21 protein-coding genes and 2 tRNA genes are annotated in these 23040 nt (G+C 71.2%); 9 read left to right on the top strand and 14 right to left on the bottom strand.

What is annotated here, in order from left to right:
- Positions 1 to 11: 11 nt before the first annotated feature.
- Positions 12 to 1778, top strand: a complete 1767-nt coding sequence (locus FB467_RS10205; protein ID WP_141784999.1) for a glycoside hydrolase family 15 protein — start codon at positions 12 to 14, stop codon at positions 1776 to 1778.
- 56 nt (positions 1779 to 1834) lie between these two features.
- On the top strand, positions 1835 to 2956 hold the full coding sequence (locus FB467_RS10200; protein ID WP_141784998.1) for a glycosyltransferase: 1122 nt from the start codon (positions 1835 to 1837) through the stop codon (positions 2954 to 2956).
- A 21-nt stretch (positions 2957 to 2977) separates the two neighbouring features.
- Here FB467_RS10200 and FB467_RS10195 read toward each other — a convergent pair whose 3' ends face one another.
- The 3 genes from FB467_RS10195 to FB467_RS10185 all read right to left on the bottom strand — a co-directional run bounded on the left by FB467_RS10195 (position 2978) and on the right by FB467_RS10185 (position 6486).
- Entirely contained in the window at positions 2978 to 4270 is a 1293-nt protein-coding gene (locus tag FB467_RS10195; protein WP_141784997.1) for an Nramp family divalent metal transporter, read from the bottom strand.
- A gap of 115 nt (positions 4271 to 4385) precedes the next feature.
- Entirely contained in the window at positions 4386 to 4901 is a 516-nt protein-coding gene (locus tag FB467_RS10190) for a DUF3145 domain-containing protein (protein WP_141784996.1), read from the bottom strand.
- Between the two features lie 1508 nt (positions 4902 to 6409).
- Positions 6410 to 6486 (bottom strand) — tRNA-Ile (locus FB467_RS10185).
- Positions 6487 to 6638: 152 nt separating this feature from the next.
- On the opposite strand from FB467_RS10185, the gene FB467_RS10180 reads away from it, so the two are divergent.
- The 4 genes from FB467_RS10180 (at position 6639) to FB467_RS10165 (ending at position 9973) form a co-directional block, all read left to right on the top strand.
- Entirely contained in the window at positions 6639 to 7421 is a 783-nt protein-coding gene (locus FB467_RS10180) for an amino acid ABC transporter ATP-binding protein (RefSeq protein ID WP_425325833.1), read from the top strand.
- Positions 7422 to 7431: 10 nt separating this feature from the next.
- A complete protein-coding gene (locus tag FB467_RS10175; RefSeq protein ID WP_141784995.1) occupies positions 7432 to 8286 on the top strand; it encodes a glutamate ABC transporter substrate-binding protein in 855 nt (284 codons plus the stop codon).
- Positions 8287 to 8378: 92 nt separating this feature from the next.
- Positions 8379 to 9059 carry an amino acid ABC transporter permease gene (locus tag FB467_RS10170; RefSeq protein WP_141784994.1) on the top strand — a complete coding sequence of 227 codons (681 nt, stop codon included), beginning with the start codon at positions 8379 to 8381 and terminating at the stop codon, positions 9057 to 9059.
- Positions 9056 to 9973 (top strand): amino acid ABC transporter permease, encoded by a 918-nt coding sequence (locus tag FB467_RS10165; protein ID WP_141784993.1) that lies wholly within the window; start codon positions 9056 to 9058, stop codon positions 9971 to 9973. The genes FB467_RS10170 and FB467_RS10165 overlap by 4 nt, the downstream gene beginning before the upstream one ends.
- Here the strand turns inward: FB467_RS10165 and FB467_RS10160 are convergent.
- The 6 genes from FB467_RS10160 to FB467_RS10135 all read right to left on the bottom strand — a co-directional run bounded on the left by FB467_RS10160 (position 9970) and on the right by FB467_RS10135 (position 15515).
- Positions 9970 to 10518, bottom strand: a complete 549-nt coding sequence (locus FB467_RS10160; RefSeq protein WP_141784992.1) for a GNAT family N-acetyltransferase — start codon at positions 10516 to 10518, stop codon at positions 9970 to 9972. The two genes, FB467_RS10165 and FB467_RS10160, sit on opposite strands and share 4 nt — an antisense overlap.
- An 82-nt stretch (positions 10519 to 10600) precedes the next feature.
- Positions 10601 to 10673 (bottom strand) — tRNA-Asn (locus FB467_RS10155).
- 56 nt (positions 10674 to 10729) lie between these two features.
- Positions 10730 to 11314 carry a hypothetical protein gene (locus tag FB467_RS10150; RefSeq protein WP_141784991.1) on the bottom strand — a complete coding sequence of 195 codons (585 nt, stop codon included), beginning with the start codon at positions 11312 to 11314 and terminating at the stop codon, positions 10730 to 10732.
- 2 nt (positions 11315 to 11316) lie between these two features.
- Positions 11317 to 13299: a DNA primase gene (gene dnaG / locus FB467_RS10145; protein WP_141784990.1), complete on the bottom strand. Its 1983-nt coding sequence runs from the start codon at positions 13297 to 13299 to the stop codon at positions 11317 to 11319.
- An 82-nt stretch (positions 13300 to 13381) separates the two neighbouring features.
- A complete protein-coding gene (locus FB467_RS10140) occupies positions 13382 to 14407 on the bottom strand; it encodes an alpha/beta fold hydrolase (protein ID WP_141784989.1) in 1026 nt (341 codons plus the stop codon).
- Between the two features lie 31 nt (positions 14408 to 14438).
- Complete coding sequence (locus FB467_RS10135) at positions 14439 to 15515, bottom strand: serine hydrolase domain-containing protein (RefSeq protein WP_141784988.1); 1077 nt, start codon at positions 15513 to 15515, stop codon at positions 14439 to 14441.
- 262 nt (positions 15516 to 15777) lie between these two features.
- On the opposite strand from FB467_RS10135, the gene FB467_RS10130 reads away from it, so the two are divergent.
- From FB467_RS10130 to ligD, 3 genes are read left to right on the top strand one after another with little or no spacing between them, the layout of a single operon-like run.
- Positions 15778 to 17259: a DHA2 family efflux MFS transporter permease subunit gene (locus FB467_RS10130; RefSeq protein WP_228393484.1), complete on the top strand. Its 1482-nt coding sequence runs from the start codon at positions 15778 to 15780 to the stop codon at positions 17257 to 17259.
- 9 nt (positions 17260 to 17268) lie between these two features.
- Positions 17269 to 18114 (top strand): MOSC domain-containing protein, encoded by an 846-nt coding sequence (locus FB467_RS10125; protein ID WP_141784987.1) that lies wholly within the window; start codon positions 17269 to 17271, stop codon positions 18112 to 18114.
- A gap of 60 nt (positions 18115 to 18174) precedes the next feature.
- Complete coding sequence (ligD, locus tag FB467_RS10120; RefSeq protein ID WP_141784986.1) at positions 18175 to 19140, top strand: non-homologous end-joining DNA ligase; 966 nt, start codon at positions 18175 to 18177, stop codon at positions 19138 to 19140.
- Between the two features lie 66 nt (positions 19141 to 19206).
- Here the strand turns inward: ligD and FB467_RS10115 are convergent, their stop codons facing one another.
- The 5 genes from FB467_RS10115 to FB467_RS19320 all read right to left on the bottom strand — a co-directional run bounded on the left by FB467_RS10115 (position 19207) and on the right by FB467_RS19320 (position 23017).
- Positions 19207 to 19530 carry a hypothetical protein gene (locus FB467_RS10115; protein ID WP_141784985.1) on the bottom strand — a complete coding sequence of 108 codons (324 nt, stop codon included), beginning with the start codon at positions 19528 to 19530 and terminating at the stop codon, positions 19207 to 19209.
- Positions 19531 to 19620: 90 nt separating this feature from the next.
- Positions 19621 to 20898 carry a deoxyguanosinetriphosphate triphosphohydrolase gene (locus FB467_RS10110; RefSeq protein WP_141784984.1) on the bottom strand — a complete coding sequence of 426 codons (1278 nt, stop codon included), beginning with the start codon at positions 20896 to 20898 and terminating at the stop codon, positions 19621 to 19623.
- Between the two features lie 14 nt (positions 20899 to 20912).
- Positions 20913 to 21575, bottom strand: a complete 663-nt coding sequence (locus tag FB467_RS10105; protein ID WP_141784983.1) for a response regulator — start codon at positions 21573 to 21575, stop codon at positions 20913 to 20915.
- Between the two features lie 10 nt (positions 21576 to 21585).
- Positions 21586 to 22875: a sensor histidine kinase gene (locus FB467_RS10100; RefSeq protein WP_141784982.1), complete on the bottom strand. Its 1290-nt coding sequence runs from the start codon at positions 22873 to 22875 to the stop codon at positions 21586 to 21588.
- 10 nt (positions 22876 to 22885) lie between these two features.
- Positions 22886 to 23017: a hypothetical protein gene (locus FB467_RS19320; RefSeq protein WP_267128632.1), complete on the bottom strand. Its 132-nt coding sequence runs from the start codon at positions 23015 to 23017 to the stop codon at positions 22886 to 22888.
- Positions 23018 to 23040 lie beyond the last annotated feature (23 nt).

Genomic DNA, 23040 nt, shown 5'->3' with positions numbered 1-23040 from the left:
CGCCGGGCCCGATGAGCCGCCCGATCGAGGACTACGGGGTCATCGGGGACCTGCAGACGATGGCCCTGGTCGGGCGGGACGGCTCGATCGACTGGCTGTGCCTGCCCCGGTTCGACTCCGCGGCCTGCTTCGCGGCGCTGCTGGGCACCGAGCACCACGGCTTCTGGCGGCTGGCCCCGGCCGCCGGCGGGGGATGCACCTCCCGCCGCTACCGGGGCGACACGCTGATCCTGGAGACCGAGTGGCGCACCCCGGAGGGCGCCGTCCGGGTGATCGACACGATGCCCGTGCGCGACGGCGCCGCCGACGTGGTGCGGGTCGTCGAAGGGCTGTCCGGACGGGTGCCGATGCGCTGCGAGCTGCGCCTGCGGTTCGACTACGGCCACATCGTCCCGTGGGTCCGGCACCGCGGTGCGCGCCTCTCCGCCATCGCCGGTCCCGATGCGGTGTGGCTCGACACCCCGGTCGAGGTGCACGGCCACGGGATGACCACGACCGCCGAGTTCGAGGTCTCCGCCGGCGACCGCGTGCCGTTCATCCTGACCCACCACCCCAGCCACGAGTCCGCGCCGGCCCGCCGGGACGCGGAGGCGGCGCTGACCCGGACGGAGCAGTTCTGGACCGGGTGGATCTCGCGCTGCACCTACCGCGGTGAGTGGCGGGACGCCGTATGCCGCTCGCTGGTCACCCTCAAGGGCCTCACCTACGCGCCGACGGGCGCGATGGTCGCCGCGGCGACCACGTCGCTGCCGGAGACGATCGGTGGGTCCCGCAACTGGGACTACCGCTACTGCTGGCTGCGCGACGCCACCTACACCCTGCAGGCGCTGCTCGGGACCGGCTACACCGCGGAGGCCGCGGCCTGGCGCGACTGGCTGCTGCGGGCCGTGGCGGGCGACCCGGCGGACGTACAGATCATGTATGCCATCGACGGGACCCGCCGGCTCCCCGAGTACGAGGTGGACTGGCTCCCGGGCTACCAGGGCTCCGCTCCGGTGCGTGTCGGCAACGGCGCGGCGGGCCAGTTCCAGCTCGACGTGTGGGGCGAGGTGCTCGACGGCCTCCACCTCGCCCGCGAGACCGGCCTGACCACCCTGGAGCAGGGCTGGGACATGCAGCAGGCGATGCTGGAGTTCCTGGAGGGCAACTGGCAGCGACCGGACAAGTCGTTGTGGGAGATCCGCGGGCCGGACCAGCAGTTCGTCCACTCCAAGGTGCTGGCCTGGGCCGGCATGGACCGGGCCGTCCGTGCCGTCGAGGAGTTCGGTCTCGAGGGTCCGGTGGAGCGGTGGCGGTCGGTCCGGGACCAGATCCACCAGGAGGTGTGCCGGGAGGGTTTCGACCCCGACCGGGGCACCTTCACCCAGCACTACGGCTCGGCCGGCGTGGACGCCGCGCTCCTGCTGATCCCCCAGGTCGGCTTCCTGCCCTGGGACGACGAGCGGGTCGTGGGCACCGTCGAGGCGGTGCAGCGCGAACTCACCCAGGACGGCCTGGTGCTGCGTTACCGCACCGAGCACGGGGTCGACGGGCTGCCCGGGGAGGAGGGCACCTTCCTCCTGTGCAGCTTCTGGTTGGCCGACGCCCTGCACGGGATCGGACGGACCGGTCAGGCCCGGGACCTGTTCGAAAGGTTGCTCTCCCTGCGCAACGACCTGGGACTGCTCAGCGAGGAGTACGACGCCGCCACCGGGCGGCACCTGGGCAACATGCCCCAGGCGTTCAGCCACCTGGGGCTGGTGAACACCGCCCGGCACCTGGGCAGCGTCCCCACCTAAACGGGCCCGGCAAGGTCACCCAACCGCTGCGTCGCGGGAGGTAGATTGGGCGGTCTATGCACATTCTGCGGGTCGCCAACTTCGTGAGTCCCACCTCGGGCGGCATCAAGACCGCGCTGCGCCACTGGGGCGAGGGGTACCTGGAACGCGGGCACCGGGCCTCGCTGATCATCCCGGGCCCCGGTGAACCGGTCACCGAGGAGTCGCAGGGCACCGTCTACCGGGTCCCGGCCATGCCGATCCCCCGCACCGGCTACTCGCTGATGTGGAGCCGGGTGGGCATGGCCCGGCTGATGGAGTCCATCGCGCCCGACGTGCTGGAGGTCTCCGACCGGGCGACGACCCGGTGGATGGGTCCGTGGGCCCGGCGCCGGGGCATCGGGAGCACGATGATCAGCCACGAGCACATGACCGGCATCATGGTCCGCCGCACCCCCGTGCCGGACGTCCCCGCGACCCGGATCGCGGCCTGGATCAACGGGAAGAGCTCGCGCGAGTACGACGCGATCGTGTGTCCCAGCGAGTTCGCCGCCGAGGAGTTCCTCCGCAACGGCTTCCCGGCCCACGTCGTGCCGCTCGGGGTCGACCTGGACACCTTCGTGCCCAGCCCGGAGTACGAGCAGGTGGCCCCCGACGGGTCACCGCGCCGGGACCACACCCTGCAGATCATCCACTGCGGCCGTCTGGCGCCGGAGAAGAATCCCCGGCTGTCCATCGAGACCACCCGGGCGCTGGTGGGGCGCGGCGTGTCGGTCCACCTGACGGTGCTGGGCCACGGTCCGCTGCGCGACGAGCTGTTGGTGGCCGCGGAGGACCTGCCGGTGACCTTCCACTCCTACATCCGCAGCCGGGCCGAGCTGGCCGCGGTGATGGGGCGTGCGGACGCCGCGATCGCCCCGGGACCGCTGGAGACGTTCGGGCTGGCCGCGCTCGAGGCCCTGGCCTGCGGGGTGCCGACGGTCTGCCCCGACGAGGGCGCCCTCCAGGAGGTGGTCGGTGACGGTGGCACCGCCGCGCCGTCGGAGGCCGAGGCGTTCGCCGGGGCGCTGCTGGAACTGGTCAACCGCCCGGGCGCCCGCGAGGCGGCCCGCGCGCAGGCCGAGTTGTTCAACTGGGACACCTCCGCCGAGCGGATGCTGGCCATCCACCGACAGACGCTGGCACTGCATACGAACTGAACCGGGCCAGCCCTGTCGGCCTCAGCCGAACATCCCGCTGACGGACTCCCAGAGCTGGTTGACCCCGAGCACGCCGAAGATCAGGGCGGTGATCGCCAGCAGCACGTTCGTGTGCAGCCGGTTGGCCCACTCCGTGGGGACCCGGCGGCCGTTCAGCAGCCCGAGCAGGGTGACCGCCAGGAACGGCATGAAGAGCGACCCGAGGACGCCGTAGGCCAGGATCAGCCCGATCGGGCGGTCCAGGAACAGCATGATCATCGGCGGGAAGGTCAGCCAGATGAGGTACCACTTGAAGTACTTGCCGCCGACCCGGGTGTCCGGGTGACCCGACTCCAGGCCGCGCATGTTGCCCCAGAAGTCGGCGAACATGAGCGAGACCCCGTTCCACACCCCGATGATCGAGGAGAAGGCCGCGGCCCAGAAACCGACCAGGAAGGCCGTGCCGATGACGTCGCCGTAGCGGTCCTTGAGCACATCGGCCAGCTGCACCAGCCCCTCGTCGCCCGCGCTCAGCGACAACCCCGCGGCCTGGACGACCTCGACGCCCACGATGAGCATGGCCAGCACGAAGACGCCGGTGAGCACGTAAGCCATCGTGTTGTCGATGCGCATCACCCGCATCCACTTCGGGGTGTACCAGCCCTTCTCGCGCAGCCAGTAGCCGTAGGCCGCCAGGGTGATCGTGCCCCCGACCCCACCCGCCAGCGCGAGGGTGTAGAGCAGGCCGCCCTCGGGGATCAGCGGGACCAGGCCCTTGAGCATCTCCGGGAAGTTGGGGGCCGCGATCACGGCCAGCATCACGATGGTGAGGAACATGATCCCCACCAGGGCGGCGGTGATCTTCTCGAAGGTGGCGTACTTGTTGAGCCAGACCATCACGAACCCGGCCAGCCCCATCAGCACGGCCCAGATCTTCAGGTCGACCGCAGGGAAGAGCGCCGCCAGCGGCAGCGCCGTCGAGCTCATCGCCGACGCCCCGTACACGAAGCCCCAGATGATGATGTAGGGCCCGAAGTACCAGGTGGTCCACCGGCCCAGGGTGCGCCACCCCTCGAAGATCGTGTAGCCGGTCGCGAGCGTGTAGCGGCCGGCGCCCTCGACCAGGATGATCTTCAGGATCACCCCGACGATGACCGCCCACAGCAGCCCGTAGCCGTAGCGGGATCCGGCGGTGAGGGTGGCCACCATGTCGGCGGCGCCCACGCCGGTCGCCGCGACGACCAGTCCCGGGCCGATGATCTTCCACCGGGCCGGGCTTCCCGAGTCGTCGTCCACCCGGTCGGCGTGGCCCAGTTTGCGTCCGTCGTCGCTCATCACACACTCCTCGGGTCAGGTAGCCACCGCACGGTCGCGCGGCCGGCGACCGTGCGTCACCCTCTCACGCGCCGCGGAGCGGGGCGCGGCGATCGGCGGCCCCGTGGGCGAGCCTTTACCCGACCTTGTGCAGCCACTTGACCGGCGCGCCCTCGCCCGCGTGCCGGAAGTGCTCGAGCTCGGCGTCCCACGCGGCGCCGAGGGTCACGTCGAGCTCGGCGGTGAGCACCGCGACGTTGCCGCCGGCCTCCGCCACGATGCTGCGCAGGCGGTCCTCGTTGACGACGATGTCGCCGTTCGCGGACAGCCGGGCGTGGTGGATGCCGAGGGACGGGGTATGCGTCCACCGGGCGCCGTCGCTCCCGCGGCTGGCTTCCTCGACGACCTCGTAGCGGAGGCCGTCCCAGCCGCGCATGGCGGTGGCGAGATGGGCGCCGGTCCCTGCCTCACCGGTCCAGGAGAACTCGGTGCGCATGGTGCCCGGCTGGGCGGGTTGTGGGGTCCAGTCCAGGGAGACGCGGGTCTCCAGGACCCCTTCCAGCGCCCAGGCGATGTGCGGGCACAGCGCAGTCGGGGTGGAGTGAATGAACACCACCCCGCGGGTCATGACACGCGGCATCACGACGGACATCCGAACCTCCTGTGGTGGGTGCGAGGGACGTCTTCCCCAACGGCCTCGTGCCACCTGTGTCGGCTGTCGCGTCGTGCGACGGACCCCATTGTGCTCTCTTGCCCCACGAGTATCAAGTGCCCCACATGTTTCGGGGTACCAGCACGGGCGGGTCCGACCCGACATCTTCCGGGACCCGCGGCATCGCTGCTACGTTCCGGCGATGAGGCATCTCCGGACGGTGCCCGCCGCCGTCGGGCTGGCGGTCCTCACCCTCGTGCTGGCCATCGGTCTCCTGCTGCCGTGGATCGCCTCGGCGACGGCAGACGAGCGGCAGACATCGGCCACCATCCCCGATCGCCTGCCGGACTACTCCTACCTGACCGGCCCCGTCTCGGGGCCCGCCCCCGGGCGGGCGATCGCGATCTACCAGCACGGTTTCATGGTGGAGTTCCTGGACTTCCCCCAGGCCGTGATGGTCGGCGCCGACCGTGACGTGACCCGCCGGATGACCCTGGCCGAGCGCCGCGGTGGGGCCGAGGCGCAGGGCGATGCCGGGCCCATGGCGCTCTCCCCCGACGGCACCACGGTCGCCGTCGGCGTGTACAACGCCGACGAGCCAACCCTCGCGCTGCTCGACCTCACCTCCGGGCGGACCCGCACGTATGCGGTGGAGTCGGGCCGCAGCGCCGTGCCCATCGCGTGGTCGCCGGACTCCACACGGGTGGCCTACCTGACCACGACCGGGCCGGCCAACCCACACAACCTGCGGGTCCACGTGGTGGGTGGTCTGGGGATGCTGGACGTCGGGACCGGCAAGTCGCACCGCTACCCCGGGGACGAGGACGTGTGGTCGGTCGCGTTCTCCCCGGACGGGACCGAGCTGGCCGTGCAACGACTCGGCTCGCTGCAGGTCGTGGGGCCCGACGGCGAGACGTTGCGCACCCTGGACTCCCTGCCCGGCCACCGTCTCGACGGGCCCAACGCCTGGTCGCCCGACGGCGCCCTGCTCGCGACCACGAGTCGCCACCCGAACTGCTACGACCCCGACCACCCCTTCGACTACGCGGCCGAGTACGCCTGCCTCCAGGAGGCCGACTACACCTTCTTCGTCGACGCCACCGGCCGGGGACGTGACGTCCCTGCCGCGCTCAGCTACGCCGCCTCCGGCGGCTACGGCATCCTGGGCTGGACCGGGGACCGGGAGGTGGTGGTCCTCGACGACGCCACCGCCCGGCACAACCCCGAGGACGACGACGAGCTCTACCGGGTCACGGCCCTGGACCTCCACACCGGTCGGACCCGCGGGATCAGCACGGTCAACGGCGACGGGAACTTTGGGATCGGCCACTTCCAGCTCGCCGCCGGCCTGGTCCCCGACGCCCAGGTCCGGGAGGCCGGCGGCTTCGACCGTGGCCGCTGGCCGGCGCCCCTCCTCGGGGGCGCCGCCCTCCTGGCCGGAGGGGTCGCGTTCCTGCTCGCGCGTGTGGTCATGAGGCATCGCCCGCGTCGCGACCGGCGACCGGAGTTGGTGGGCCAGGCGGGGCTTGAACCCGCGACCGACGGATTATGAGTCCGCTGCTCTAACCGGCTGAGCTACTGGCCCGGACGGTCGATGGTAACCGGCGGACGCGCGATCCCGGACACCCGTTCACCGGGCGCCCGGAGGACCCCGCCCCACGGGCGTTAGGACTCATTTTGGTTACAGGGTGTCCCAATACGGCCCGCCCCGCGCCCCTGATAAGTAGGGTTCCCCCCATGACGGACCCCACACCAGCGCCCGAAGAGTCGGCCGGACACAGTGGTGTGCCCCTGGTCGTGCTGGAGGGCGTGAACAAGCACTTCGGTGACCTGCACGTGCTGCAGGACATCAACCTCACCGTCCACGAGGGTGAGGTCCTGGTCGTGATCGGCCCTTCCGGGTCGGGCAAGTCGACCTTGTGCCGCACGATCAACCGGCTGGAGACCTACGAGTCCGGCCGGATCAGCATCGGCGGTGAGGACCTGCCGGAGGAGGGCAAGGCGCTGGCCCGCCTCCGCGCAGACGTCGGCATGGTCTTCCAGTCGTTCAACCTGTTCGCCCACAAGACGATCCTGGAGAACGTCACCCTCGGCCCGGTCAAGGTCCGTGGGGTCAAGGCCGACCAGGCCAAGAAGCGCGCGATGGAGTTGCTCGAGCGTGTCGGCGTCGCCCACCAGTCGGCGAAGTACCCGGCGCAGCTCTCCGGTGGCCAGCAGCAGCGCGTGGCCATCGCCCGGTCGCTCGCGATGGAGCCCCGGGTCATGCTGTTCGACGAGCCCACTTCTGCCCTGGACCCGGAGATGATCAACGAGGTCCTCGACGTGATGGTCCAGCTGGCCAAGAGCGGCATGACCATGATCGTGGTGACCCACGAGATGGGCTTCGCGCGCAAGGCTGCCGACCGCGTGGTGTTCATGGCCGACGGAGCCATCGTCGAGTCGAACACCCCCGAAGAGTTCTTCACCAACCCCCAATCCGCCCGTGCCAAGGACTTCCTCGGCAAGATCCTGACCCACTAAGGAGACTCATATGCAAAAATCGACCTACCGACTCGTGGCCGTTCTGGCGGCTGGTGCCCTCGCGCTCAGCGCCTGTGGTGGCGACGACGGCGACGGTGACTCCGACGGCGACAGCACCGCAGGGGGCGAGGGCGGCGACGGCATCACCATCGGCATCAAGATCGACCAGCCGGGCCTCGGCGAGCAGGACGGCAGCGACTACGTCGGCATGGACGTCGACATCGCCCGTCACGTGGCGGAGGAGCTGGGCTACACCGAGGACCAGATCACCTTCCGCGAGGCGCCCTCCCCGCAGCGCGAGGACCTGCTGGAGACCGGTCAGGTCGACATCATCTTCGCCACCTACTCGATCACCACGGAGCGTGAGGAGCGGGTCCAGTTCGCCGGACCGTACTTCGTGGCCGGCCAGGACCTCCTGGTGCGCGCCGACGACGACTCGATCACCGGCCCGGAGGACCTCGGCGACAAGATCCTGTGCTCGGTGACCGGCTCCACCTCGGCGGCCAACGTCAAGGATGAGTACGGCGGCAACCTCCAGGAGTACGCGTCCTACTCCGAGTGCGTGGAGATGCTCGTCAACGGCACCGTCGACACGCTGACCACCGACGACACCATCCTGGCCGGCTATGCCGCCCAGGAGCAGTTCGCCGGTCAGCTGAAGGTCGTCGGCCAGGTGTTCTCCGAGGAGAACTACGGTGCCGGCATGCAGCGGGGCGACGACCGTTGCGAGAAGGTCAACGAGATCCTCACCGCGATGTGGGAGGACGGGACGATGGACCAGATCATCGAGGACAACCTCGGACCGGCCAACTACACCCCGAACGCCGACCTGAACCCGCCGACTCCCGGCGGTCACTGCGGCTGACCCGCCGTTGACGGACCTGCGCTCAGGACGACCGGTCGGCGGACCCAGCGTTCGCCGACCGGTCGCGCCGCCCTGTTGAAGGAGGTGTGCCCGTGCTCGAACTCATCGAACAGTTCAACCTCGTCGCCGCGTTCTGGATGACGATCAAGTTGACGTTCTTCGGCGGGATCGGCGCCCTGGTGATCGGCACCATTGTCGCCGTGTTCCGGCTGTCGCCGGTCAAGATCCTCAATGGCATCGGGACGGCCTACGTCACGTTGATCCGGAACACCCCGCTCACCCTGATCATCGTGTTCACCAGCCTCGGCCTGTGGGGGCAACTCGGGATCGAACCCGCGACGCGGGGCAGCGAGAACTTCATCCCCACCCTCAACTTCCGGCTGGCGATCCTCGGCCTGGCCGTCTACCACGCCGCCTTCGTCTGTGAGGCACTGCGCAGCGGCGTCAACACGATCCCGGTCGGGCAGGCCGAGGCGGCCCGTTCGATCGGGTTGACGTTCCCCCAGAGCATGCGCCAGATCATCCTGCCGCAGGCCTTCCGGGGTGCCATCACCCCGCTGGGCAACGTCCTCATCGCGCTCACCAAGAACACCACGGTCGCCTCGGCGATCGGGGTGGCCGAGGCGTCGTTGGCAATGAAGAACATGATCGAGTTCCGCCCGGACGTGATGGTCAGTGTCTTCCTCGTGATCGCGATCGGCTTCGTGATCCTGACCCTGCCGGTCGGACTGATCGTGAGCTACTTCTCCAGCAGGCTGGCGGTGCGGCGATGAGTTCCCAGGTCCTGTTCGACGCTCCGGGCCCCAAGGCCCGCGTCCGCCACCGCATCATCGCCGTGCTCGGCATCCTCGCCCTGCTGGCGGTCCTCTACTGGGTGTACGGCCGGATGGACCAGCGGAACCAGTGGGAGGCGGACAGGTGGACCCCCTTCCTCCGGTGGACCACCTGGGACACCTACGTGCTTCCGGGCCTGTTCGAGACGCTCCGCGCGGCTGCCCTGGCCATCGTGATCTCGATGGTCCTGGCCCTGGGCCTGGCCATGGGTCGGATGTCGGACATCGCTCCGCTCCGCTGGGCCGTCGGCGTCTTCGTCGAGTTCTTCCGTGCCGTCCCGGTGCTGATCATGATGATCTTCACCGCCTTCTTCCTGTCCCGCAACGACTTCACCCCCACGGAACTCAATCCGCTCATTGCCACGGTGACCGGGCTCGTGCTCTACAACTCCGCGGTGCTGTGCGAGGTGATCCGCAACGGGGTCTCGTCACTGCCCTCGGGGCAGCGTGAAGCGGGGCTGTCCATCGGCCTCACGCCGTCGCAGACCCGCCGGACCATCCTGGTCCCCCAGGCCCTGACCGCCATGCTGCCGACCCTGGTGAGCCAGATCATCGTGATCACCAAGGACTCGGCGTTGGGGTACATCATCCTGTACCCCGAACTGTTGACCATGGCCGGGCGCCAGCTGGGCAGCAAGAACGGCAACATCTTGCAGGCGTACATCTTCGTGGCCGTGATGTTCATCGTGATCAACTATGGGATCAGCAAGATCGCCGAGGCGGTCGAAGCGCGCCAGCGCCGCAAGGGCCGCACCGCGGGCCCGGTGGGCAGCAGCGAGGTCCTCGATCAACCGAGCACGGCCGGCGGACCGGACCTCAAGGCCAACACCCAGCTGGGCGGTGGAGGCGGCTAGGTCCCAACGACGGCGGGGCGCCACCCCATGATCACCGCCGCGTAGTCGCTGCCCGGATAGACGAAGTCGGGCAGCAGCTCGAGGAAGCCGAGCCTGCCGTAGAGCCGGCGGGCCGGGTTGTCCGGCTTGGTGGCCAACAACGCCTGCCGCTGGGTCATCGCGCCCAGTTGGGTCCGGAGCAACGCCGTGCCGATGCCACGGCCCTGGTATGCCGGGTCCACCTCGACCTCGACGATCTCCAGGGTGTCGGCCAACCATCCCTGGTGGCCGTGCTCGGCCATCGCCGGGGTGATCTGGTCGGGCCACCAGTGCCCGGCGACGAAGTCGAAGCCGTAGAGGAAGCCGACGATGTCCCCGTCCGCCCGGGCGACCAGACAGGTCGCCCCCTCGTAGCTGGCCATGCAGTCCTGGAAGGTCCGGCGGAAGTGGTCCCTGGCCGAGTCCGGGTGCCCGAGCGCCGCCTGGTAGATCTGGGAGACGCGGTCCGCACGGGCGACCGCCTCGGCGCTGGTCAACCAGCTGATCTCGGTGTCCTGCTGGACCATCTGCCCTCCTCGTGGACCATCACGCCGCCCGGAGAACGGCGACGGCCCGGACCTCGTCGCGAGGTCCGGGCCGCTCGTGCCGCTCCCCCGGTTGGACTCGAACCAACAACCTGCCGGTTAACAGCCGGCTGCTCTGCCAATTGAGCTACAGGGGAAGGTTGCCGCACGCGTTGCGCAGCGACGTCAGACTGTACCAAACGGGGAGGACCACTCACCAATCGCCGGGGGTGCCCGACGGAGGCAGGCCCACCTGGCTCCGCACCTCGGTCCGGGCCCGGGCCACCTCGTCCCGCAGCTCGGTGTCCCCTGGGCGCGCCGCCCGGTCCACCAGGACCTGCTCGTGCAGCTCGCGGGTGGCGAGGTCCTTGCGGATCACCACGCGCGCGGTCCGTCCGGTGCCCAGGTCCACGTGCCGGGTGAGCACCACGCTGGCCGAGACCCTGTCGTGCAGCGCCTCCGGCAACCGGCCGGGGCCGCTGCTGCGGCGCAACCGCCACCGGGTGACCGGGGTCCCGTCCACCCAGGACACCCCCAGCTGGTAGGTGTCCGGGTCCCAGCTGCCGGAGTCGACGGTCAGCCAGGGCCGGTCCAGCTGCACCTGCCCGTCGTCGCCGACGGTCACCACCCGCCAGGTCGTCGCCAGCACCCACGCACCGTCCCAGTCGTCCTGCGCCGCCGCGTGCACCTTCTCCCCGGACCCCAGCCCGGCGGACCGCAGCACCGCCTCCGGCGGCGCCGGGTTGCCCTTGGGCACGTCGTCGGGCACCGTGTTCCATCGCCTACCCAGCAGTGCCATCCTCACTCCGTCCCGGCCCGCAGCCGGACCCGCTCGCGCTGTAACTGGATCAGTTCCTCGCTGATCCTCCGACTGTCCGTGCCGTCGGCCCCGGCCCGCTGCAGGGCGCTCATCGCGTCCTCGATCCGGCGGGTCAGGCCGGCCTCGAGCACCCGCACCACCAGGGAGCCGACGTAGCGCTGGGGTGGCCGGCCGTCCGGCTCCAGCCGCACCGGCAGCGGGGCGACCGCGAGCTCGTGCACCAGCGGGCGGGCCAGCGGCGGGGTCTGCTCGGTGACCGCCGAGGTCCACGCCGCCGCGCTCTGGCCCTGGGCCCCGGCCACGCCGCCGGCGGCCTGGATGCCGTGCAGCACCGCCCGGTGCGCCGGCGCCTTGAGACTGTCCGGGCTCAGCGGGTCGACCAGCTCGGAGGCGACGCTCGCGGGGAACTGCAGGGCGGCCTGCAGGAGCTGTCGCTCCGCGGAGACGAGGGGGTCCCGCAGGTCCGGCGCGGGCAGGTGCTCCGGCGGCGCCTCCCCCGCGACCGCGTCGCCGGCCCCGTCCAGACCCCGGCCCGCGGGACCACCGTGCTCCCCGGACCGGTCGCGGTGGGGCGGCTCGTCGGCATACCGACCCTGACGGGTGGCCGGCCCCCGGCCGGCGCGGGCGACCTCGGCACCCAACTGCTCCACCCCCACGCCCAGCCAGCCGGCGACGGTGCGCACGTACTCGGGGCGCAGCGACCGGTCCCGGATCCCGGACAGGATGGGCGCGACGGCGCGCATCGCATGCACCCGTTGCTCGGCACGGTCCAGGTCGTAGGGGGCGATCGTGGTGCGGACCGCGAACTCGAACATCGGCACGGCGCCCTCGATGAGCTCGGCGACGGCTTCGTCACCGGCGGAGCTGCGCAGGTCGTTGGGGTCCTGCCCCGCCGGGGCGACCGCGACGAAGGACTGCGAGGCCCACCGCTGGTCCTGCTCGAAGGCCCGCATCGCCGCCTTCTGCCCGGCCGCGTCGCCGTCGAAGGTGAACACCACCTTGGCCGGTGCGGTGCTCGCCTCGTCGCGCAGGATCCGGCGGAGCATCTTGATGTGGTCGACCCCGAAGGCGGTCCCACAGGTGGCCACCGCGGTCTCCACGCCGGCCAGGTGGCAGGCCATCACGTCGGTGTACCCCTCGACGACGACGGCCTGGCGCTGGGTGGACATCGCCTTCTTCGCCAGGTCCAGCCCGTAGAGCACCGTGGCCTTCTTGTAGATCGGCGTCTCCGCGGTGTTGAGGTACTTGCCCGGCATCCGGTCGTCGTCGTAGAGCTTGCGCGCGCCGAACCCGACCGTGTCGCCGGTTATGTCGCGGATCGGCCAGATCACCCGGCCCTGGAAGACGTCGTAGCGGCCGCCCCGCCGGACCAGGCCGCCGAGCACCAGCTCGTCCACGGTGAAGCCGAGGCCGCGCAGGTGGCCGGACAGCGCGTCGCCGGACCGGGGCGCATACCCGACCTGGAAAAGTCGGGCATCATCGCCGTTGAACCCCTTGTCCCGCAGGAAGTCCCGCGCCGCCCGCGCATCGCCGTATGCCGGGTCGGCGGGCTCCACGAGGGCGTGGTGGTAGAACTCGGCCGCGGCCCGGTGTGCCTCCACCAGCCGGGCCCGTTTGCCCAACCCGCCCTCGGAGTCGCGGCGGCCCGGTCCGGAGGACTCCTCATACCGCAACTCCATGCCCAGGCGTGAGGCGAGGCGTTCGACCGCCTCGGCGAAGGTGAGGTGGTCGACCTTCATCACGAAGGAGATGACATCGCCACCCTCACCGCATCCGAAGCAGTGGTAGGACCCGACGGCGGGGCGGACGTTGAAGGACGGGGTCTTCTCGTCGTGGAACGGGCAGAGTCCCTTGAGGGCGCCGGCGCCGCCGGAGCGCAGCGTGACGTGCTCGCGCACGATGTCCTCGATGGACGTGCGCTCCTTGACCTCCTGCACGTCCTCGGGCCTGATCAGTCCCGCCACGGACCCTCCTTCGCTGTCCAGGTGAGTCTAGGTGGCGGACGCGACGGCCGCCCCGGGCGTCCCCAGCCGGCGGGGCCCCGGCTCAGGCCAGGAAGGCGCGCAGGTCGGCGGCGAACCGGTCGGGGTGCTCCAGGTGCGGGCTGTGGCCGCAGTCCGGGTAGACCGTCTCGGTGTGCCCACCCGCGCGCTGCAGCACGTGCCGCAACTGGGACACCATGGGTTGCGCCGGGAACGTCTCCTCCCCCGGCCAGCCGGGCACCGCGCCGACCTGGCCCAGGTAGCCCATGTCGAACAGCGAGGTGTCGGACACGATCTGGTCCTGGTCCCCGCGGACCCACAGGACCTGCGGCGCCGGGTCGAGGTCGGCGAACGGCGACAGGTCGCAGTAGGCGGGGCTGATCGCGTTGTTCATCCCGGTCGTGCCGGGCGCGACACCTGGCCAGTGCCCGGACGGGGTGCTGTCGCCCGGGTAGGTGGCCTCGCCCACGCTCGTGGCGAGCATGCCGTCCAGGAAGCGCTGCTCCAGGTCCTCCGGGAAGGACAGGCCGGGCTTGACGTAGAACTGGCGCAGCGTCGTCAGCGGGCTGGCCGGGTCCTCGCCCCGGTCGCCGTCCCGGAGCCGGGCCAGGAAGTCGGGGTTCACGGTGCCCCCGCCCGACCCGGCGAAGTCCGCGGTGGTCGGCCGTCCGTCCTCCCCGTGGGTCCCGCCGAAACCGTAGGGCGACATGCCCGACTCCAGCACCAGGCGGCGCACCCGCTCCGGGTGGTCGATGGCGAACTGCATCACCACACCGCCCCCGGCGGACCAGCCGAGCAGGTCGACCGGGTCGGTGACCGACAGGGCCTGCAGGAGGGCGGCCAGGTCGTCGGAGAAGTCCCTCATCCCCCGGGTGGCGTCGATCGGCAGCCGCTCGGAGTCGCCGTAGCCGCGGAAGTCGGGCGCGATCAGCCGGAACTGCCCCGCGAGCTCTTCCATCAGCGGCTCGAAGAAGACCGAGGAGGACACGTTGCCGTGGACCAGGACGAGGACCGGTGCCGTCTCCGGTCCGGCCTCCCGGACGAAGGTGTCGAGCCGGGCGGTCTGCACGTGGCGGGAGGAGATCGTCATGCCCGGATCCTGGCAGGTGCCCGCCCCGCTGTCACCCGCCGTCGAGGACGTCGATGAGCGGGCCGGTCAGGTCGTCCACGAAACCCTCGACGTTGGCGAGCACCACGATCGTGGTGTCGGTCCGGTAGTTCAGCCGGCCGAGGGATTCCACGCCGGGGTCACCCCCGTCGTGCAGGAAGACCCCCTTCACCGTGTTGACGTAGACGCCGTAGCCCATCCCCCAGCCGGCTGCTTTGTCCTCATCGAACATCACTTGCTGGGTGAGCATCGCCTCTCGCAGCTCCGGCCCGAGGAGCTCACCTGCGGCCATGTTGCGCAGGAAGCGTTCGATGTCCGCGGCCGTGCAATAGGCCCCGCCGTCGGCACCACCCACCGGCGGCATCGCGTAGATGTTGCTGCGCCACGGCATACCGTCCTCCTGCGGCCGGAGATAGCCCACGGCTAGGTCCGGGTGAACTTCGTCCACCGCGAAGTAGCCACTTGCGGCCATGCCCACCGGCCCGAGCACGCGCTCGGTGACGGCGGTGACGAAGTCGGTGCCGCTGACCTGTTCCAGGACGAGGCCGAGCAGCAGGTATCCGGCGTTGGAGTAGCGGCAGGAAACCCCTGGAGGCTGGATGGCGGGTAAGTCGGCGAACAGCGGCAGGAAGTCGGCCGGGCGCCGGACCCGGTAGGCGGGCAGGTCTGTCCAGAGGGCCTCGTAGTCTTCCTGGTAGTCCGGCAGGTCCTCGTCCTCCTCGAAGTAGTCGGCGATGCCGGAGGTGTGGGTGAGCAGGTGGTGGACGGTGACGCCGGGATCCAGCGTCGTCGGGCGCAGCTCCGGCGGGAGGATGTCGACCACGGGTCTGGTGAGTGACAGCGCCCCGCGGCGCACCGCGTCCAGCACGCCGGCGGCGGTGAACATTTTGCACAGCGAGGCGACAGCGAACCGGGTGCCTGGGTGGACGGGGAGGCCGGCGGCCCGATCCGCCAGGCCGTGACAGGACTCGAACAGCACATCGGGCCCGCGGGTGACCCGGACTAGGCCGGAGAACCCGTCATCTTCGATGCGGCTCAGGTGCTCGGCGATCGGTGCCCATACGTCGCCGCCGCGGGTGTCTGTGCTCATGGTCCACGGTGGCACCCTCCCTCCCGGATGCCTACTGGTTTTTACAGGCGCTCTCCGGGACGGGCTCGGGCGGCGACACCCACGACGAAAACGGGTTGAGGCGGGCAGTGGCGAAACCTACCGTCGACCTGGTGCGCCGGCGCACGCCGCCGATGAGAACCCACGGGCCCACCGGTCTGTCCCCCCGACGAGTCCTGACGACGGCACAGCCTGCCCACGACATACCGACGGACCAGAGCAACAGAGAGTAGGTGACCCAAGCGTGGCGACACGGACCACCGGACGGACCGGACGGACCGGGCAGGAGCGACGCACGGCCGTGGTCGTGGCGGTGCTGACCGTCGCGGCATTCGTCGTGATCCTCAACGAGACGATCATGGTGAACGCCATCCCGCAGTTGATGGAGGTCTTCACGATCGACGCCAGGGCGGCCCAGTGGCTGTCCACGGCGTTCATGCTGACCATGGCCGTCGTAATCCCCTCGACCGGCTGGATCCTGCAGCGGCTGGGCACCCGGAGCAGCTTCGCCCTGGCAATGGCCCTGTTCTGTGCCGGCACGCTCCTGGCGGGCCTGGCACCGGTGTACCCGGTGCTGCTGGCCGGGCGGGTCGTGCAGGCCTGTGGGACCGCGATCATGATGCCCCTGCTGATGACGACGGTGCTGAACCTGGTGCCAGAGCAGCACCGCGGCACCGTGATGGGCAACGTCACCCTGACCATCTCGGTCGCCCCGGCACTGGGTCCGGCGGTGTCCGGCATCATCTTGCAGTTCGCTTCCTGGCGCTGGATCTTCGGTCTGGTGCTCCCACTGGCGGCGCTCATCGCGGTGACCGGGCTGCGACTCCTGGAGCGGGACGAGCCGCAGACCCCCGGGCGGCTGGACGGCCTGAGTGTCCTGCTGACCGTGGTCGGCTTCGGCGGCCTGATCTACGGACTGAGCCAGCTCGGCGGCGAGGGCGGCGAGGGTGCCGGAACGGCCGCCTCGTCGACCCAGGGCGGCGGTGTCGTGCCGCTGATCGCGCTGGCCGTCGGCGCGGTGGGACTGGCCGTCTTCGTGCTGCGCCAGCTGCGGCTGCAGCGCGGCGGTGCCCCGTTGCTGGACCTGCGGGTGCTGCGGCACCGGCTCTACACCATCGCGGTGACCGTCGCATCGTTGTCGTTCATGGGGCTGATGGGCGTGATGATCCTGCTGCCGTTGTATCTGCAGGACGTGCGCGGCCTGACCACCCTGCAGACCGGCCTGCTGTTGATGCCCGGAGGCCTGGTGATGGGTCTGCTGGGACCGGTGGTCGGTCGGCTGTACGACCGGGTCGGTGCGCGCACCCTGGTGCTCCCCGGTGCGGTGATCGTGCTCCTCGCCCTCGCGGGGACGGCGTATGCCGTGCAGGCCGCCCCGTGGTGGTGCTTCCTGCTGCTCCACGGGCTGCTGAGCGTGGGTCTGGCGATGATGTTCACGCCGATCTTCACGCTGGGACTGGGCAGCCTGCCGCACCACCTGTACGCCCACGGCAGCGCGCTGCTGGGCACGGTGCAACAGGTCGCGGCCGCCGCCGGGACCGCCCTGGTCGTCACGATCATGGCGACCCGGGCCTCGACCCTGGAGCACCGCGGGACCCCCGAGGCGCTGGCCCTGGCCGGGGGTGTCCAGTGGGCGGTCACCACGGCGGCGGTGCTGGCCGTGCTGGTGCTCGCCCTGGTGCTGCTGCTCCCCCGGCGGCCGGACGCGCAGCACCCCGGCGCGTAGGCTGCCGCCGTGCACCTCTCGGCGATCCACCTGCACCCGGTGAAGTCCACCGCGATCCGCCCGGTCGCCTCGGCCACGGTCGGCCGTGCCGGTCTGGTCGGGGACCGGGAGTGGATGGTGGTGGACACCGCCGGCACGCTGGTCAGCGCCCGTGAGCTGCCGGCCCTCTTCCGGATCACCGCGGACACGCCGGCGACCGATCCCGCGGTCGGGGCCGACCTCCGGCTGAGGGCCGGCGGCGTGCCGGACCTGCACCTGGCCGCACCGGGTGGCCGCCAGGTGCCCGTGCTGCTGCACCGCACGGCGCTGGTCGCCACCCCGGCCGGCGCCGAGGGCGACGCGTGGGTGTGCCGGGTCACCGGCCGGGACGGACTCCGCCTGGTCTGGTGCGACGACCCGACCAGGCGCCGGCTGAACCCCGACTGGGCGAGGCCGGAGGACCACACGGCATTCGCCGACAGCGCCCCCGTCTCACTGGCCTCCAGCACCTCCCTGGACCGGCTCAACCACTGGGTCCGGGAGACCGCGGCACAGCGGGAGGAGCCCGCCCCGGGTGGCCTGGAGATGGGCCGGTTCCGCCCGAACCTGGTGGTGGACGGCGTCGCGGAGGCCTTCGCCGAGGACGGGTGGCGCCGGATCCGGGTCGGATCGGTGGAGTTCCGTGTCCCGGTCCGCATCGACCGGTGCGTGATGACCACCATCGACCCCACGACCCGGCAGGGCGGCAAGGAGCCGATCCGCACCCTGGCCCGGCACCGTCGGGAGGGCGGCAAGACCTGGTTCGCGATGAAGCTGGTGCCCGAGGTCACCGGCCGGATCGCCGTGGGCGACCCGGTGACCGTGCTCGAGCCGTGACGGACACGACATACGCCCCGGACGGTGACAGCCGGGTCCGACCTGTGATGGGTTAGGCCCATGGCCAAGGCGAGCACTCCCGCGACCGAGCTGGAGGTCGGCGGGCGCACCGTGCGCATCTCCAACCCCGACCGGCTCTACTTCCCCGAGCCGGGGCACACCAAGCTCGACCTGGCCCGCTACTACCTGTCCGTCGGGGACGGCATCGTCAACGCGCTGCGCGAGCGGCCCTGCATGCTGCACCGCTTCCCCGAGGGGATCACCGGGGAGAAGGTGCACCAGAAGCGGCTGCCGCGCGGGGCGCCGGACTGGGTGGAGACGGTGCGGGTGACCTTCCCGCGGTGGAACCGCACCGCCGACGAGCTGTGCGTCACCGAGCTGGCCAGCGTGATCTGGGCGGTGCAGATGTCGACCGTGGAGTTCCACCCGTGGAACAGCCGCCGCGCCGACGTGGAGCGGCCCGACGAGTGGCGGATCGACCTGGATCCGGGCGAGGAGTGCGACTTCGCCACTGTGCAGCGGGTCGCCGGGGTCGCGCGGGAGGTGCTCGACGAGCTGGGGGCCACCGGGTTCCCCAAGACGACCGGCGGGTCCGGCCTGCACGTCTATGTCCGGATCGAGCCCGAGCACGGCTTTCACGACGTGCGGCGCGCCGCGCTGGCGTTCGCCCGGGAGGTGGAGCGACGTGCGCCGCAGGACGCGACGACCACCTGGTGGCGCAAGGACCGCGACCCCTCGGCCGTCTTCGTCGACTTCAACCAGAACGCCCGGGACCACACGATCGCGTGCGCCTACTCGGTGCGGGGCACCCGCGACGCTCGGGTGTCGGCGCCGATCACCTGGGACGAGGTGCCCGACGTCGACCCGCGCGACTTCACGGTCGCCACGATGCCGGACCGGTATGCCGGGCTGGGCGACCTGCACTCCGGGATCGACGACGCGACGTTCGACATCGCCCCGCTGCTGGAGTGGGCCGAGCGCGACGAGGCCGAGGGTGCCGAGCCGGTGCCGGACGCCGACGACTGACCGGCCCCGGAGACGGCGAACGGCCCCCGCCGGAGCCGGGGCCGTTCGGTGCCATCGCAGGGCTGCTCAGGACTCGCAGTTCTCCTCGCCCCACGTCGTGATGTTCTCGGCAGCCTCCGACAGGGCCGCGGTGTCGATGCTGGCCGGGTCGGACTCCATGAGCTCCAACTGCTCGACCATCACCTCGAAGTCGCCCTTGATCTCGTCGGGCGCCTGGTCGGCCAGGTCCTGCATGGTGTCCTTGGCCGCCGCCGGGTCGTTCGGGTCGAACATCGAGCTGTCGATGTCCTCGCCCACCTCACAGAAATCGTCGTTCCCGCCGCACGCGGCCAGGGTCGGGAACAGCAGGGCGGCGCTCGCGACGCCCACCAGTGCACGCTTGAACTTCATCAGTGTCTCCCCTCGGCACCGGTGCTGGGCCCACCCGGCCACATCGATCACCCGTGCCGGGACAAGGGTAGTGGCACCGCGGCGCGGCGCCTAACGGGCTCCGCGCACGGCGTGGTGCAGGGCGAGGGCCCGGGCGTCGGACAGGCTGGCCACCTGGTCGATGACCGCGCGCCGTGCCGTGGCGTCCTGGCCAGCGCGTTCGGCCGCCTCGCGGGCCTGCCGGTGCAACGGGTCCATCGCCTCGCGGTGCGCGGTGAAGTGCGCGACCAGGTCGGCGACGATCTCCCGCTGGTCCCCCATCACCGACTGCCGCTCGTCGCTGAGCATCACGAAGTAGGCGGCGGTCGCCTTGAGCACCACCGTCTCGGCGCGCACCGCGTCCGGGATCACCAGCTCCGCCGCATACCGGGTCAGCGTCCCGGGTCCGTGCCGCTCCCGGGTGGCCAGCTCCACGGTGTGCACGAACCGGCCGATCAGCCGGCTGGTCATGTCCTTCAGCGCCGCCAGGTCGGCCCGCGACCCGTCGTGCCGCTCCGGGATCCACCCGCTCGCCAGCAGGCGCCCGATCGCCGCGGCCAGCTCCGCCGGGTCCAGGTCGGGGGCGTACCAGCGCGCCGCCACCTCCACCACCTGCTCCTGCTCCGCCCGCGAGCGCAGCGCCCTGGGGTCGATCCGGCCGGAGGCCACCGCGTCCTCCACGTCGTGCACGCAGTACGCGACATCGTCGGACCAGTCCATCACCTGAGCCTCGAGGCACCGCCGGGTCGGCTCCCCCTCCGGCGCTGCCGCACGCAACCATCCGAAGACGTCCAGGTCGTCCGGATAGACCCCGAACTTCGGGGTCGGGACCGGCCCCTGCCCGCGCTCCCACGGGTACTTGGTCGCGGCGTCCAGGCTGGCCCGGGTCAGGTTCAGGCCGGCCGAGCGACCGTCCGGGTGCGCCCGCTTAGCCTCCAGGCGGGTGAGCACCCGCAGCGTCTGGGCGTTGCCCTCAAACCCGCCGATGTCCCCGGCCAACTGGTCCAGCACCGCCTCGCCGTTGTGCCCGAACGGCGGGTGCCCGATGTCATGCGCCAGGCACGCCGTGTCGACCACGTCGGCGTCGCAGCCGAGGGCGGCACCGAACTCCCGTCCGATCTGGGCGACCTCGAGCGAGTGGGTCAACCGGTTGCGCACGAAGTCGTCCGAGTCCGGCTGCACCACCTGGGTGGTCTGGGAGAGCCGGCGCAGCCCCGCCGAGTGCACCACGCGGGCCCGGTCGCGGGCGAAGTCCTGCCGGTCGGCACGCTTCTGTGCCGGGTCCTCGGCAACCCACCGCTCACGGTCGTATGCCGTGTAGCCGGGTGGGTCGGCATACGGATCGGTCACGGGGTGAGCCTATGTCAGCCGGGCGTGACGACACCGTTCTCGTAGGCGAACACGACCGCCTGGGCACGGTCTCGCAGGGACAGCTTGGCCAACACCTTCCCGACGTGAGTCTTCACGGTCTGCTCGGCGACGAACAGGTGACCGGCGATCTCGGCGTTCGACATGCCGGTGGCGATCAGTTCGAGGACCTCCCGCTCGCGCCCGGTGAGCTGGGCCAGTGCGGCCGAGCTGCCCTGCTGCGCCGGCCGGCGACGGGTGACCTCCTCGATGAGCCGGCGGGTGATCGAGGGGGCCAACAGTGACTCCCCCGCTGCGACGACGCGTACCGCCCGGACCAACTCGTCGGCCGGGGCGTCCTTGAGCAGGAAGCCGCTGGCACCGAGCCGGAGCGCCTCGTAGACGTAGTCGTCGATGTCGAAGGTGGTCAGCATGAGCACCTTCGGTGCTGGGTCGAGGCGCCGGGACATGATGTCGGCGGCGGCCTCCAGCCCGTTGAGTTCGGGCATCCGCACGTCCATGAGCACCACGTCGGGCCTCAGCTGCACGACCTGCTGGACGGCCGCCCGCCCGTCCGGGGCGTCGCCGATGACGCTGATGTCGGGCTGGGCGGCGAGCAGGGCGCCGAACCCCTGGCGGACCATCGCCTGGTCATCGGCGATGAGGACGCTGATCGACATGGTCCCCACCCTACGAGGCCGCGTCGGCGGCCGCCGGATCCGACGCGGCCCTGGCGGGCAGGTGCGCCCGCACCTCAAAGCCGCCGTCCACGGTCGGTTCGGCGGTCAACCCGCCCCCGACGGAGGCGGCGCGCGACTGCATACCGATGATCCCCTGGCCGGAATGCCGCCCCGGCCCGGGGGCCCTGGATGACGGGCCGTTGCGAACCAGGAGCAGCACCTGGTCACCGAAGTCGACGTCCACCGTGACCGGCGCCCCTGGGGCGTGCCGGGAGGCGTTGGCCAGGGACTCCTGCAGGATCCGGTAGAGCACCATCGCGGTCGACGCCCCACAGCGGCTGGGGTCGCCGGTGCCCTCCCAGCTCAGGTCCAATCCTGCCGCCCGTGCCCGCTGGAGCATCTCGAGCACGTCGTCGGTGCCCGGTTGCGGGACGTCCTCGGCCAGTTGACCGTCGCTGCGGAGCACCCCGAGCATGCCGCGCACCTCGTTGAGCGCCTCCCGGGCCTGGTCGGCGATCGAGGCGAACTCCTTCGAGACCTCCGGCTCCACCCCGCCGAGCCGGTAGGGCGCGCTCTGCGCCTGGACCACCACCATCGACATCCGGTGCGCCACCACGTCGTGCAGGTCGCGGGCGATCCGGGTGCGTTCCTCGGCGATGGCGCGGCGAGCCCGCTCCAGCTCGCCCAGTTCGGTCTGCTCGGCCAGCTCCCGGCGGGAGCGGACCAGCCAGCGGACCAGGAGGCCGACACCCATCACGGCCGTGACGCCGAACACCCACCCGGCGCTCAGCTCGTTCGGCAGGAGGACGACGAAGAGGACGGCCGTGACCAACCAGGTGATCGCGATGGCGCGCGCCCCGTCCCGCAGCGCCACGGCGAACAGCAGGGCCAGCAGCACGAGGAAGGCCGTGACCTGCCACGGGAAGTCGTAGCCGGGGGCTCGGTCGAACAGCAGCGGCACGACCACGCCGCCCACGGTCCACAGCCCCCAGCCGAGCAGCGGGTGCAGCCGGGCCAGCAACAGGGGGGCAACCCCGATGGCCGCCACCACCGGCATCAGGCTGCCCTGGACCTCGTGGCTGAGCTGCACGGTCGGCCAGCCGATGATGAACAGGACCGCGGTGACCAGCCACAGGACGAGGTCCCAGCCGCGCGGGCCGACCTGGTTGAGCCGCCGTCCGAGCGCCTGCGCGGGCCGGACCAGGACGGCCCGCCCCCCGGCGCGGACCGGCGTGGTCGTCCACCGCCACGCGCGGCGGCCCCGTCCCGGGGGCCGCTCCGGACGCCCTCTCCTGCTCATGCTCCCGACCCTACGCACCGGGGTGGTCCGCGTCGTCATACCAGGGAGTGAGCCGGGCCTCACCCAGCGGGGTGAGCCGCTGGCCGGGCCCGGCCGGACCGGTCGGTCCAACCTGGCTCCCCAGGGCGATCCCCTGCCGCACACCCGATTCCTAGCGTCGCTGAC

Source organism: Ornithinicoccus hortensis (genome assembly GCF_006716185.1).
Lineage (GTDB): Bacteria > Actinomycetota > Actinomycetes > Actinomycetales > Dermatophilaceae > Ornithinicoccus > Ornithinicoccus hortensis.
The sequence above is the reverse complement of the archived record's forward strand: the minus strand, read 5'-3'. Positions and strand labels throughout refer to the sequence as shown.